This is a genomic window from Parasphingorhabdus sp. (genome assembly GCF_039968395.1).
In the GTDB taxonomy this organism is placed as follows: Bacteria; Pseudomonadota; Alphaproteobacteria; order Sphingomonadales; family Sphingomonadaceae; genus Parasphingorhabdus.
Map to the genome: position 1 here is coordinate 534,482 of NZ_JBDVPV010000005.1, position 13,342 is coordinate 547,823.

At 51.9% G+C, this 13,342-nt stretch carries 11 protein-coding genes; 3 read left to right on the forward strand and 8 right to left on the reverse strand.

What is annotated here, in order from left to right; all coding sequences use genetic code 11:
- The first annotated feature begins 3 nt into the window (after positions 1-3).
- Complete coding sequence (locus ABJI30_RS13190) at positions 4-960, forward strand: carbon-nitrogen hydrolase family protein (protein ID WP_348017156.1); 957 nt, start codon at positions 4-6, stop codon at positions 958-960.
- On the opposite strand, the gene ABJI30_RS13195 is transcribed toward ABJI30_RS13190, so the two are convergent.
- Genes ABJI30_RS13195 through ABJI30_RS13230 form a run of 8 tightly spaced genes read right to left on the reverse strand, consistent with a single transcriptional unit; the run spans position 957 to position 10,635 of the window.
- A complete protein-coding gene (locus ABJI30_RS13195) occupies positions 957-2,171 on the reverse strand; it encodes a class I SAM-dependent RNA methyltransferase (RefSeq protein ID WP_348017157.1) in 1,215 nt (404 codons plus the stop codon). The two genes, ABJI30_RS13190 and ABJI30_RS13195, sit on opposite strands and share 4 nt — an antisense overlap.
- Complete coding sequence (locus ABJI30_RS13200; RefSeq protein WP_348017158.1) at positions 2,168-3,571, reverse strand: NAD(P)H-hydrate dehydratase; 1,404 nt, start codon at positions 3,569-3,571, stop codon at positions 2,168-2,170. Before ABJI30_RS13200 ends, ABJI30_RS13195 begins: the two co-directional genes overlap by 4 nt.
- A 6-nt stretch (positions 3,572-3,577) precedes the next feature.
- A complete protein-coding gene (locus ABJI30_RS13205) occupies positions 3,578-3,985 on the reverse strand; it encodes a hypothetical protein (protein ID WP_348025446.1) in 408 nt (135 codons plus the stop codon).
- Positions 3,972-5,693 (reverse strand): dihydroxy-acid dehydratase, encoded by a 1,722-nt coding sequence (gene ilvD, locus ABJI30_RS13210; RefSeq protein WP_348017160.1) that lies wholly within the window; start codon positions 5,691-5,693, stop codon positions 3,972-3,974. The genes ABJI30_RS13205 and ilvD overlap by 14 nt, the downstream gene beginning before the upstream one ends.
- A 47-nt stretch (positions 5,694-5,740) precedes the next feature.
- Entirely contained in the window at positions 5,741-6,475 is a 735-nt protein-coding gene (locus ABJI30_RS13215; RefSeq protein WP_348017161.1) for an N-formylglutamate amidohydrolase, read from the reverse strand.
- Positions 6,472-7,326, reverse strand: a complete 855-nt coding sequence (locus ABJI30_RS13220) for a 4-(cytidine 5'-diphospho)-2-C-methyl-D-erythritol kinase (protein WP_348017162.1) — start codon at positions 7,324-7,326, stop codon at positions 6,472-6,474. Before ABJI30_RS13220 ends, ABJI30_RS13215 begins: the two co-directional genes overlap by 4 nt.
- Positions 7,326-9,023, reverse strand: a complete 1,698-nt coding sequence (locus tag ABJI30_RS13225) for a tetratricopeptide repeat protein (RefSeq protein ID WP_348017163.1) — start codon at positions 9,021-9,023, stop codon at positions 7,326-7,328. Before ABJI30_RS13225 ends, ABJI30_RS13220 begins: the two co-directional genes overlap by 1 nt.
- The gene (locus ABJI30_RS13230) at positions 8,980-10,635 is read right to left on the reverse strand and encodes an electron transfer flavoprotein-ubiquinone oxidoreductase (RefSeq protein WP_348017164.1); all 1,656 of its coding nucleotides are present in this window, start codon (positions 10,633-10,635) and stop codon (positions 8,980-8,982) included. The genes ABJI30_RS13225 and ABJI30_RS13230 overlap by 44 nt, the downstream gene beginning before the upstream one ends.
- Before the next feature lie 173 nt (positions 10,636-10,808).
- On the opposite strand from ABJI30_RS13230, the gene ABJI30_RS13235 reads away from it, so the two are divergent.
- Both ABJI30_RS13235 and ABJI30_RS13240 read left to right on the forward strand, forming a co-directional pair.
- A complete protein-coding gene (locus tag ABJI30_RS13235) occupies positions 10,809-11,552 on the forward strand; it encodes a uracil-DNA glycosylase family protein (protein ID WP_348025447.1) in 744 nt (247 codons plus the stop codon).
- A complete protein-coding gene (locus tag ABJI30_RS13240; RefSeq protein ID WP_348017166.1) occupies positions 11,549-13,294 on the forward strand; it encodes a lytic transglycosylase domain-containing protein in 1,746 nt (581 codons plus the stop codon). The genes ABJI30_RS13235 and ABJI30_RS13240 overlap by 4 nt, the downstream gene beginning before the upstream one ends.
- Positions 13,295-13,342: the final 48 nt, after the last annotated feature.

Here is a 13,342-nt window from a genome sequence, read left to right on the forward strand (position 1 = left end):
TGAATGACTAACAAACTCTTGGTTGCCATTGTTCAATCTGCACCTGTTCCGCTGGCCATTGATCACGGGATAAAGCAGGTCTGTGCCCTGATCGAAAAAGCGGCTGCTCGCGGTGCAGATGTGATTGCCTTTGGCGAAACCTTTCTGGGTGGCTATCCGATCTGGCTGGATGAGGCGCCGGGTGCTGCGCTTTGGGACCATCCGGGTTCAAAGGCCTTGCATGGCATATTGATGGAGCAGGCAATCACGGTTGGCGACAGTCGATTGGTTCCGTTGCAAAAACTGGTGGATCAAACCAAAGCCTGTGTTTCCATTGGGGCACATGAGCGTGTTCGCTCCAGTCTGTACAATAACCAGATTTTGTTTCGACCAAATTCAGAACCGCTGAACCATCGCAAGCTGGTACCAACGCATGGAGAGCGTTTGATCTGGAATCGCGGGGATGGATCGACCTTGAATGTCCATCAAGCGCAATGGGGCACCGTCGGCAATTTGATCTGTTGGGAGCACTGGATGCCACTGGCGCGTGCCGCGATGCATAATCTCGGGGAGGATGTTCATGTGTCGGCTTGGCCCACCGTGCGCGAGACATATGCGATTGCATCACGGCATTACGCTTTCGAAGGTGGCTGTCATGTTCTGGCCGCTGGGACGCTGTTGCACCGTGACGACTTGCTGGACGGGCTGGAGCTGGCCGGAGGAAATGCTGAGGCTCTGGCACTTTTTCACGAGATCCCGGATCAACAACTGCAGTTTGGTGGCAGCATGATAATTGCCCCGGATGGCGAGATACTTGCTGAAGCCAGTGATCGAGACGAGATATTGCTCGCCGAGATTGATCTTCAGGCGGGATTGGAGGCAAAAGCCGCGCTGGATACAGACGGGCATTATTCACGTGCAGACGTATTTGAACTGAACGTCAACACTTCTGAAAATCTCGGAGTTAACTGGCGAGACTAGTCGGGTCTGGAAAAGCTCGACACGAGTTCAACATGGGTTGACCACAGGAATTGTCCGACGGGCCAGACCTCATCGAGCTGATAGCCTGCTTCGGACAGCATCTTGGCATCGCGCGCAAAACTCGCGGGATTGCAACTGATGTAACAAATTTTGGGAACCTGCGATTGCGCCAGTTGCAAGACCTGGTCTCGTGCTCCTGCTCGCGGTGGATCAAGTATCACTGAATGGAAACGATTAAGCTCATCCGCGCTCAGAGGGCGCCGATAGAGATCACGATGCTCGGGAAATATCGCCCGCTTGTTCAAATTGGCTGCCGTTTTTAGTGCCATGATGGCATCGCGAGACCCCTCTGCAGCATAAATCTTTCGACCATTGGAAAGGGACAATGCAAATGTGCCGAGGCCAGAGAACAGATCTGCGACCAAAGTTGCTTTCCCGACAACCTTTTCGGCTGCAGCGACAAGAGCATCCCTGCCCTCATAAGTGGGCTGGAGAAAGCTGTTATGGGGGAGCGGGACCGCGACGCCTCCAAATGTTACCGTAACCGGTTCCGGCTCCCACTGCGTTTCGGGGCCGTAGCCGCCATCGACGGTCAATCGGGCCAATCCGCAGGATTGTGCGAATGCAGCCAGTTCTTCCCGTTGGGTCAGGTTTTCAGGTTCAAAATTTTTGATCGAGAGATCAACGCCCTGTTCTGCCAGCGCCAACTCTATGTTAAAGTCATGTTTTCGGCGTGCTACCGATTGCAAGTAAGTGCGCAGGGGGGTTAGCAATTCAAACAGTTCTGGGCGCAATATTTCGCATTGCTGCAAGTCGATTATTCTGTGACTTCCGGCCCCGCTGAAACCGAGTTTTAGGGTGTTCCCAATCTTGGAAGCACGCAAGCTCGCGCGAATCCTGCTCCTAGGATTAGAAATGTGCGGTTTGTGCAATTTGCCAGCCGTAAGCCCCTGCCCTTCTAGCGCGTAGTTTACGCGATCCGTGACAAACTGCTCATAACTTTGGGCGTCCAGATGCTGCAGGCTGCAGCCCCCGCATTCCCTGAAATGCCGGCACGGGGCGTCGACATGATGCGGTCCTTTGATCAATCCGCCTTCCGCGCCGATCCTGTCCATAGGGGCCGAAAAAGCAACATGGCGACCATCGCCGGTTACGCCATCGCCTTTCGCGGCAACTCGCACGATTTCGTCGGGATTGGCAGTTTCTGTCACAGGCACTCCTGAATCGCTGCGGGGATATGATCCACGAGTTGTTCCGGTGAGAATGCCGGGCCCGCAAGCTGTGCTGCACGGGTGTGAAGCCATTGCGCTTGTTCGGCTGCGTGAATTGGTTCCGTGCCTGCACTGAGACGCGTTCCAATGATACCGGAAAGAACGTCTCCTGTTCCGGCGGTCGAAAGCCATCGACAGTTTGCTGCTGCCAGACTGGCATGACCAACCGAATCCGCAACTACCGTGTCCGAGCCCTTGAGCAAAATTGTGGAATAGGATTCTCGAGCCAGAAGCCGAACCCGTTCAATTTTCGATTCCGCATCACTCGCAGACATTTCTGCGAACTCACCGGAATGAGGGGTCGCGACAGTAGGGCTCGCTCGCGCACTCACGGCCCGGGCCATGCCTTTACCGAGCAATACCAATGCATCTGCGTCCAGGAGCAGGGGTTTGGGAATATCGATAACTGTTTCCAGAATATGTTCTGCGGATTTATCCCGCCCGAGACCGGGCCCGAGAACGACCGCAGAAATTCTGCTGTCTGTCAGCAGATTTTTCAACTGTTCGGAATCTTCAAAAATTTCAACAACAATGCTGTTGTTCGGAGCAGTACAGCCGCCATTTGCAAATATCTTCACATAGCCAGCGCCTGATTTCTGAGCACCGAGCGCAGCCAGTTGCGCGGCTCCCTTCATTTTGCCGGCTACAATCACAACCAGCCCGCGCGTATATTTGTGACTAGTTGAAGCCGGTGCTTCTATCTCCGGTCTTGTTATCGACCTTGTTCTGGATTTTGAACGAATGCCGATATCCACAGCAATCAGATCACCCTGCAAGGACCTGGCTGGCTCAAGATAGTGCGCAGGCTTGTAAGCTCCCAGAGCAATGGTTTGATGGAACTGAGGAACATCGCTGAGTGTCAGGCCATTGTCACTGTGAATTCCGCTGGGCATGTCAACCGCAATATTTCTGGTCGCCGCTGCAGCAAGAGTTAAAAATTGTCGGGTGGTTTCGTTATCAATCGGCCGTGTGAGGCCGGTTCCGAAGAGACAATCAACAAGCTGTGGAGCCGGACTTGCTTCCGCAAACGGAACAATTGTGCCCTTCCATGCCAATTTCGCTTTTTGGGCAACTTCGGTAGTTGGTTCACCCATCGCGGCGACGACAGTTTCAACTCCCTTTTCCAGCAACCATTGCGCGATGACATAACCATCTCCGCCATTGTTCCCAGGTCCGCAAGCCACAATTGTGGGCATGCGTCCGGATATTCTCCAGATGTGCTGAGCGGCTCCCGAACCAGCTCGTTTCATCAGTTCCTCGATCGAAATGCCCGCGTCCATAACGTCTTGTTCTGCTCTACGCATCTCTTCGGCAGTCAGAATATGCCCGTTGTTGAGCATGATGATCTAATCTCCAGTTTGAACTGAAGGTTCTGCAGCGGGTTTCATACGTGCAGGCATGATGTATGTGTCAGGACCAATGCTGACCTGGATTTTATTGTCTTCGAGAATAGAAATATTTGCGGGTTCGGATCCATCGGCTGCTTCCAGTCCGCGGCCATCTGTAAGCACTCTGAACCGGCGAAAACCTCCATCCGGATGCCGGACGATCAGGGTCACTCCGTCTTCTCCTTCAAGCCGTTCGGTCTCGCAATTCCGCGAAAAACTGACGCTACCATTGATCGCGCATTCTATTCGGCCATCGTCCGGTTTTTGGGCAGCGGCGCGTTCCTCGGCCTCCGCCAGCACGTCATTGTCCGGACGACCGCAAGCTGAAACAGCCAGCATCAAAATGCAAATGCTAGATATCCGCATATACATGTTTTTCTGCCTTTGCGCCGGGATGAGTGACAGCGCCCTGAAAAGCCGGGCCGACATTTTGCGCATAGCGCCAAAGCGACCCAGAGCCATAATCGTTGACCTGGGGTTGAAAATTCGCTCTCCGGCTTTCCAGCACGGATTCGTCAACTTCCAGATCGATAATACCCGCTTCTGCGTCAATATTGACCATGTCGCCTTCTTCCATCAGTCCGATTGGTCCGCCGTCCGCCGCTTCCGGACCGACATGTCCGATGCAGAAACCGCGGGTTGCGCCGGAGAACCTTCCATCAGTGATCAGTGCGACTTTCTCGCCCATGCCTTGTCCGTAAAGAGCTGCGGTGGTGGCAAGCATTTCGCGCATGCCGGGGCCGCCCTTTGGACCTTCATTGCGAATGACAACAACAGAGCCTTCTTGAATTTTGCGTTGCTCGACCGCGGTGAAAGCATCTTCTTCACATTCGAAAATTTGAGCGGGCCCCCGAAACTGCAAACGCTCCATACCGGCAACTTTCACAATTGCACCTTCCGGAGCCAGTGATCCTTTCAGCCCCACAACTCCCCCGGTTTTGGTAATTGCATGCTCCACATCATAAATTACTTTTTGATCAGGATTCCATGTGATCTGTTCAATATTTTCGCCCAGTGTCTTGCCTGTGACGGTCATGCAATCGCCGTTCAACAAACCGTTTGCCATCATTGTTTTCATCAGCATGTAAACGCCGCCAGCGGCATGCATGTCTTTGGCAACATATTTCCCGCCAGGTTTCAAATCTGCCAGATATGGTGTGGTTTTAAATACTTCTGCGACATCAAAAAGATCAAATTCAATACCGGCTTCATTGGCCATGGCTGGCAAATGCAGTGCGGCGTTTGTCGATCCGCCTGTCGCCGCGACGACGCGGGCCGCGTTCATAAAAGCCTCGCGTGTACAAATATCACGGGGACGCAGATTCCATTCGATCAGGTCCATAACCTGACGACCCGCTGCCACGGCCATGTCATCGCGGCTTTCATAAGGTGCCGGCGCCATGTTGCTGTTAGGTAGTGACAAACCAATCGCTTCAGCGACGCACGCCATGGTGTTGGCCGTAAACTGACCGCCGCAGGCGCCATGTCCCGGGCAAGCCACTTTTTCAAGTTCAATCAATTCCTGAAGCGGACAATTTCCTGCACTGTGCTGCCCGACGGCTTCAAACACATCCACAACCGTTACATCTTCTTCATGGAAGCGGCCGGGCAATATGGATCCACCATATACAAAAATTGACGGAACGTTGAGCCGCAGCATGGCCATCATCATGCCGGGCAGGCTCTTGTCACATCCGGCATATCCAATCACGGCATCATAACAATGCCCCCGAACGCTTAACTCGACGGAATCGGCAATGACCTCGCGCGAAACGAGAGATGACTTCATGCCCTGATGCCCCATGGCGATTCCATCGGTGACCGTGATTGTATTGAACCGCCGGGGTGTTCCGCCAGCTTCGATAACACCTGCGCGCGCCATGTCCGCCTGACTGTCCAGCAACGTATTGCACGGCGCGCTGTCATTTCCCGCTGATGCAATGCCGACAAAAGGTTTCGCGATATCCTCTTCGGTCATCCCCATGGCATAGTAATAGCTGCGCTGCGGTGCGCGCTCCGGTCCAACGCTTACGTGACGGCTTGGCAGATTGGCTTTGTCAAATTTCCGGGTCATGATGTTTCCTGCTGGAGAGGGCCTGATTTCAGCCTCTCCTTCCAAAATCAGTCGCCGGACGCAAGCCCTGTTCGTATTTTGTCGCAAGTTCGCAATAAAATGTCGGCAAAATGCTTCTGACCCAACGCGTCGCCAATCAAATCCTGCCGGATCTCAACACCAGTGTAGGGCACGTTAAACGCTTCGGCCTGACGGTTCATTGTCGCATTGAGCTCTTTGCCCGAATAGGGTTTTTGATCGCCCGCTATCAAACCTTCTTGTTCGAAATATTGAACTGCGAGTTTTGCGGCTGTTTCAAAGTAATTATACATCACGCCGATCTCCCACGGGCGATCAATATTGCGGTTTGAACGCAGGGTTGGCGTGAAGCTATGCAGTGCCAGGATCAGCGCCGGTTTTAAATCGGAAACAAGTTTTTTGACTTCCGCGTGATAGGGATGAAAATACTCGTCCAGCCGTTTCTGACGCTCGATTTGGGATATCTGGTTACCGGTGATATGCACGCCATCGCTGATTGCCGGAATGACCTTTTCTTCATCCGGATACCGGTTAAGGTCGACAACCAAGCGCGACACACCTCCCAAAATGGCAATGTTGGAATTTCCCTGAGTCATCAGGGCGGCAATTTTTGCCACCCCGATGTCATAGGCAATGTGATCACCCAAAAAATCGTGTGAGATACCAAGATCAATTTTGTCAGGCACATGATTTGATGCGTGATCAACCACGATTAAAACCTGGCCCTCTTTGGGGGTTCCCAGTATCTCGAAAGCTTTGGTCATATAATTGATCCTGATGTGATCCATGCTGCCGGCAGTTGGTGTTGTACCATATCCCGAGCGGTCGCCAGCTGCTCTTCATTTTTATATAATGCGAAACATGTGGCTCCTGAGCCTGACATCCTGCTCAAAATGGAATTCGTGTCTTCCAGCGTATTCAAAGTTTCACGAATTGACGGCTCCAGTTTGATGGCAGGCAGCGTGAGATCATTGCGGCCAGACAATGCCATGTTCAACGCGGTATCGCCGTGCAGTGGGCCAAGATCATTCCCATCCCATGCAGCAAAAACACTTCCGGTCGAGACCGGGGCGAGCGGATTGACCAGCAGAAGATAATATCCGTTCAAAGATTGATCCTCGAGATGCGTCAGGTCCTGGCCAATGCCCCTGCCCATGCAGGTTTGACTGAGGACGCAAGCAGGGACGTCTGCTCCGAGCGGAGTGGATATCTCGACAAGTTCTTCCAACGGAATATCCAGCTCCCAGAACCGGTTCAGAAGTCTTAATGTGGCAGCAGCGTCGGCGGACCCGCCTCCAATTCCCGAGGCTACCGGCAATTTCTTGTCGAGGTTGATGACAGCACCCTTCTCGGTGCTGCTATGTTCTCTGAGCAATGTGGCTGCATCAAGAACCAGATTGTCCGAAGCATTTAGGGTGCTGCTGAACGGTCCCGAAAGGTTCAGCTTCAACGCTGTGTCACTTTCTACCGAAACATCATCGCCGCTATCAAGAAATGCAAAGATCGTTTCCAGCTCATGATATCCGTCTGAATTTCGTGTTCGTACATGCAATGCGAGATTAATCTTTGCATATGCAGTTTCAGTCCATTCAACACCGCTTTCTTGCTTGGACATCAAGGAGAAACAAGCTCGGATAGAAGGCCCAGGTCTATTTTTTTGGAAAGCCGGTCATGATCATCATCCTCGGCAAAAAGCTTTGCCGATTTCCAGGCGTAGCGGGCTTCATATTTTCGTCCCACAGTCCAGTAAGCGTCGCCAAGATGCTCGTTGATCGTCGGATCCTGCGGTTCTCCGGCCAGTGCCCGTTCGAGATATTGGACCGCTTTGTCATGCTGACCTGTCAAAAAATATGCCCAACCCAGAGAATCCGTAATCGCGGGCGATGTTGAGCGGAGCTCAAAAGCTTCCTTGATTGCCGCCACTGCTTCCTGGGTATTCTCACGGCGTTCCAGTTGCGCATAGCCCAGATAGTTTAAAATACTCGGCGATTGCGGGGAAAGTCGATTGGCAGTTTTGAGGGATTGAAGCCCTTCGGGCCAGATGCCGGCTTGCTCTTGTGCACCGCCCAATGACAGCCAGTAATTGGCCAGAACCCGGTCGGGAATGTCCTTTGCTTCGGCAAGCGATATCGCGTGTTTGAAGGCTTGAGCTGCTTCTCCGTGGAATGATTGAAGTTGCAGAACCTGACCTTTGAGCAAATAAAGCTGAGGAGAATCCGGCTCCGCTGTAATGACTGCTCCCAGTTGTTGTAGCGCACGGTCAAATTGATCTTTTTGGACCAGGTTGGCCAGCAAAGCATTTAACGCCACCAAGAGGTAGGGACTGCCGGTATCAACGCGCGTAAACTCCTTGAGTGCGGAATCCATGATGTCTGCGTCAGCGTAGCGGCGCGCCAGTATCAGGTGACCATAGCTCGATTTGGGTGCGATATGCGCTGACATTTGTGCGCTGACCAATGCTAGAAACGGCGCTTGTTGTGTGCCCAAATCAGCAGCGAGGCGCTGAAATACAAATGCCAGGCCTGTTTGTGCAGTAACTTTTTCAGACATCTTTTTAAAATCGCCAGTGTCAATGGTCTGAAGCAACCGGGCTTCCGGTGCGGTGCCTTTGTTCTTCAATGTGTTTTTGGCATCCTCCACTCTGCCCAGCGCCAGATAATGTCGCGCAACCATTATCCGTATCGGCGACATGCGTGCGTCATTCTGCTGCACAATCTTTTTGATCAGCGGGTTTGCCAATGCGGGTTTGCCGCGCGCCAACTGATAGAGGATTTCCTGTTCCTGATAGTAATAGCGCGCTGTCTTGTTCTCTTGAATCAAAGACAGGCTGAGATACCCGTTCTGTTTGGTCGCGACGTCCAACCACATTTGCAATATGGGCGAAAGGAAAGCGAAGTTTTTTCCGGTTTCGAGCTCGAGAACTGCATTGCTTGCGGCTCGCCAATCCCTTTTTGCAAAGGCATCAGTAAACAGAACCAACGGCATTTCGGCGTCCAGTTCGCCATTTTCTTTCAGCAGTCGCACAGCTGTGCGAGCAAGCTCGAAATCACCGATTTCCATGGCTTTTACGAAAGACTTTTGGGCTATCAGGGTGTTTTGGGGTTGAGCCTTGAGACGTTCCCGATAGATTTCCGCGGCAGCAACATGATCGTCAGACAATTCTGCCAGCCGCGCTTCTGCATATCGCGAAAGCGCGACCGCCCCGTCTGTGCGTTTTGCCTGCGCGGTTCCCGCAATACCGACAGCTAAAACTATACCTGCGAGAAATTTACATATTCGGGTAATTTGGACCTCCGCCGCCTTCAGGGACAACCCAGTTAATGTTCTGGGACGGATCCTTGATATCACAGGTCTTGCAATGCACACAATTTTGAGCGTTAATCTGAAATTTGGGATTACCGGCTTCATCCTCCACAAACTCATAAACTCCAGCCGGGCAATAACGCTGGGACGGTCCTGCGAACGTCGGTAAGTTGACATCAACCGGAATAGAAGCGTCTTTTAACTGCAAGTGGACAGGCTGATCTTCTTCATGGTTGGTATTTGACAAAAATACGGAAGACAGCCGGTCAAAGCTGATGACGCCATCCGGCTTCGGGTATTCGATCGGGCTACAGTGTTCTGCCCGTTTCAGGCGGCTATGATCCGTGTGGTGTTTCATGGTGAAAGGCATTTTGATTTTGAAATTCTCTGCCCACATGTTGATGCCCGCGATAATGGATCCCAGAAAATCACCATATTTTTCGGCCGCGGGCAGTACGTTGCGGACCACGCGCAATTCTTCCCGAACCCAACTGTTTTCATAGGCAGTGCCATAGCTGGCGAGTTCGTCGCTCGTGCGGTCAGCCACAATTGCCTCGAATGCAGATTCTGCCGCCATCATGCCAGTTTTCATGGCTGTATGCGTTCCTTTGATCCGCGGGACGTTCACAAATCCGGCAGAACAGCCGATGAGTGCGCCGCCCGGGAAATAGAGTTTGGGAACAGATTGGAAACCGCCATCGTTAATTGCACGGGCGCCGTATGAGATGCGTTTTCCACCTTCCAGAATCTTGCGGATTTCCGGATGTTGCTTCCAGCGCTGCATTTCTTCAAATGGAGACAAATAGGGATTTTCGTAATTCAGCCAGGTCACAAAGCCCAGTGCAACCTGATTGTCAGCTTGATGATACAGGAAGCCTCCGCCATTCGCACCTTCTCCAAGCGGCCAGCCCTGACTGTGTATCACACGGCCAGGCACATGTTTGTCTGGATCAATATCCCACAGTTCTTTGATACCCAGTCCGTATATCTGAGGTTCGCTGTCGGCATCGAGGGAAAATTTCTCCTTGAGGATTTTGGTAAGATGTCCCCGGACGCCTTCTGCGAAAAACGTGTATTTGGCATGCAGTTCCAGCCCGGGCTCGTAATCTGGCTTGTGACTTCCATCGCGGGCAATGCCCATATCTCCGGTAGCAACGCCTTTTACGGAACCGTCGTCGTTGTACAGTATTTCGGCGGCCGCAAATCCGGGAAATATCTCAACGCCCATATTTTCGGCTCGTTCACCCAACCAGCGGCACAGATTGCCCAGTGATCCGGTGTAGGTGCCCTTGTTGTGCATGAAGGACGGCGTCATGATATGAGGCAAGGAAAATTTCTTCTTTTTCGTCAGGACCCAATGATGGTTTTCGGTAACAGGAGTTGCTGCCATTGGGCAATCTTCCTCGCGCCAATTGGGAAGCAACTCATCCAGAGCTTTGGGATCGACAACTGCACCGGAAAGAATATGCGCTCCGATTTCTGATCCTTTTTCCAGGATGCAAACCGAAAGATCTTTGCCCGCTTCTTCGGCGAGCTGCTTGAACCGGATTGCTGCGCTCAATCCTGCTGGTCCGCCGCCAACAATGACGACATCATAGGGCATTGACTCACGTTCACTCATTTCAATCTTCCTGTATTCATTGTTCTAAAATCCGCTTACAGTCGCTCTACCGCAAACCGCAACCTTTTGGACACAAACATGCTTGCCCGCCAATTGACCAATTCGTCAACTCATGACTCTGTGTACTGATGATTTTATCTGGTTCCAATCCCTCTGATCAAGTTTCCCTGGAAATGATCGAAAGCCTCCAGCAATGGTGGAAAGACGCTGGTGTGGATCAGCACTTTGATGATGAACCACATGCGCTTTTGAACGACAGAGATGATAAAGAACCGACAAAGAAACCGGAAATCGAAAAAATCGTCGCTTCGAAAACAGTTGAGACACAAGAATCCGTAGGGGCACCCGTGCCGTCACCGGACATGCCCGTTGACTATGAAGATTTTCTGGTCTGGCTGTCAGAAAGATCCCATCTGGTAGAAAACGGGTGTCCGGGAAAGGTTGTGCTGCCATTCGGAAAACTCAATCCTGCCATGATGGTAGTAACCGCCATGCCGGACAGGGCAGAAAACGAAAATTCGACAATTTTCTCACATCAAAGTCAAATGTTGGTGAAAAATATGCTCGCAGCGATGGGTATCGATTCGGAAAATGCCTATTTCGCCACGATATCTGTAATGCGGCCGATGGATAGTCGCATCCCGTCTAAACTCATATCTCCCTTGAAAGCCCGGTTTGAGCATCTTTTGAAGCTTGTCCAGCCCGAGAAAATTATTCTGTTCGGGAATAGTTGTTCTCAGATATTTTTTGAGCAGGAACTGCTCTCGGCCCGCCAAAAGAAACTTTTTATTAACCATCACACATCAAAAACAGAAGCAATCGTAACGTTTCACCCGAGAACTCTGCTCGAACGACCGGAAATCAAGGCTGAAGCGTGGAATGACCTGCAATTGCTAATGGGAACCAACAAATCGTGAAAACAAAAATCATTCTTGCCGCGTCGCTTTGTTCAATTGTGACGGTACCGGCTTATGCCGATGATGGGGGAGCGGTGCTGTTGAACAGCTCGGCAATCGCGAAACACGTTCCTTCGCAGCTGAAAAAAAGTCAGTCTGAACATTTCCGTGCCGTATTCAAGGCAATGGATCAAAATCATTGGGACGCCGCACAAGCTCTCATTGAAAAGGCTCCCGACAGTCCTCTCAAATCCATCGCTCAGGCCGAATTTTTCCTCGCTGCGAACTCTCCAAGAGCAGAATTGGGTCCATTGCTGATACTGGTGAACGAGGCCCCACATATCCCCCAGGCGGCACAATTGGGGCGACTGGCCAAAAAGCGGGGCGCACAACTGCTCCCTGATTTGCCACAACGGCAACAACTATCTTACGTACCCGGTCCTCCTATTCGTTCAAAGCCAAGGACAGATAGTTCGGACCTGACGGCCAAGTCGGTTCGCGAAAAAATCCAGAATTTTATCAAGAAAGATGAACCTGCTGCTGCTGAAATTCTGCTTTCCGAAATACAGGAAAACCTGTCTGCAGAAGTGCAAACGGAAATGCGGCAGCGTATTGCCTGGTCATATTATATCGAGAATGATGATCGATCGGCTCTTCGCATGGCGCAGCTTGCCCAGAACGGCAGCGGCGCATGGGTCGTTCATGCCGATTGGGTAGCAGGACTGGCTGCCTGGAGACTGAATGATTGTGTTTCCGCCGGTTCCGCGTTCGACAAAGTCGGTGCTCGCGCTTCCAATGCAGACTTGAAGGCTGCGGGCCTATACTGGGGTTCCCGCGCCGATATGGCATGTGGCCATCCCGAAAAAGTACAGGCGAAGCTACAGTCTGCGGTTAAATATACGGACAGTTTTTATGGCTTGCTGGCGGCTCAGGCTTTGAACATGGATGTCGGAAAGATAAATTCTACTCATGATTTTGCGAAAAGTGACTGGAAGTCGCTAAGAAGCCACGAGAATGTCAAGGCAGCTATTGCGCTTGTGGAAATTGGTGAGGAAGCGCTGGCGGATGAAGTCATGCGTCATCAAGCACGTATCGGCAAGAAAGAAGACCATCAGGCCTTGTTGAAGCTGTCGCGTGAACTGAACCTGCCGCGCACGCAATTGTGGCTGGCTCACCACGCCCCCCGAGGAGTGAAGCCGGACAATCAAGCAAGATTTCCTGCTCCAAAGTGGAAACCAGATGGTGGCTGGCGCGTCGACCCGGCACTGGTCTACGCGCACACACTTCAGGAATCAGCATTTCGTACCAAAGCTGTAAGTCCTGCGAACGCAATTGGCCTGATGCAGGTTCGACCCGGAACAGCGGGTGACATTGCCCGTGCCAGAGGCGAAAGATTCGACAAGGCCGGTTTGTTCAAAGCGTCAACCAACCTGGAATATGGCCAATCTTATTTGGAATATCTCAGCGATTCTTCAATTACCGAAGGCAAGCTCCCCAAAATCGCGGCGGCCTATAATGCAGGGCCCGGTTCCATGCAGCGCTGGAATACCGAAATCAGGGACAATGATGATCCGTTGCTGTTTATGGAGAGCATTCCCTACGTGGAAACGCGCGGTTATGTATCAATAATTCTCAGGAATTACTGGATGTACGAGCAGCAAGCCGGACTTCAGTCTGCAAGCCGAAAAGCGATGGCGCAGAATCAATGGCCGAAATTTCCCAAAAAACCTGACAGTCGCAAGACCCAGTTTACACGGCGCTAACAAAAAAGCCGGACAAACCCACTCTGGATTATCCGGCTTCTTTGTTAG

What these genes read in the sequence shown, in the direction of transcription:
- ABJI30_RS13205 (WP_348025446.1), bottom strand. Translation starts at nt 3,985, where the DNA reads ATGCGGATATCTAGCATTTGCATTTTGATGCTGGCTGTTTCAGCTTGC.
- ABJI30_RS13200 (WP_348017158.1), bottom strand. Translation starts at nt 3,571, where the DNA reads ATGCTCAACAACGGGCATATTCTGACTGCCGAAGAGATGCGTAGAGCA.
- ilvD (WP_348017160.1), bottom strand. Translation starts at nt 5,693, where the DNA reads ATGACCCGGAAATTTGACAAAGCCAATCTGCCAAGCCGTCACGTAAGC.
- ABJI30_RS13220 (WP_348017162.1), bottom strand. Translation starts at nt 7,326, where the DNA reads ATGTCCAAGCAAGAAAGCGGTGTTGAATGGACTGAAACTGCATATGCA.
- ABJI30_RS13215 (WP_348017161.1), bottom strand. Translation starts at nt 6,475, where the DNA reads ATGACCAAAGCTTTCGAGATACTGGGAACCCCCAAAGAGGGCCAGGTT.
- ABJI30_RS13190 (WP_348017156.1), top strand. Translation starts at nt 4, where the DNA reads ATGACTAACAAACTCTTGGTTGCCATTGTTCAATCTGCACCTGTTCCG.
- ABJI30_RS13235 (WP_348025447.1), top strand. Translation starts at nt 10,809, where the DNA reads ATGATCGAAAGCCTCCAGCAATGGTGGAAAGACGCTGGTGTGGATCAG.
- ABJI30_RS13230 (WP_348017164.1), bottom strand. Translation starts at nt 10,635, where the DNA reads ATGAGTGAACGTGAGTCAATGCCCTATGATGTCGTCATTGTTGGCGGC.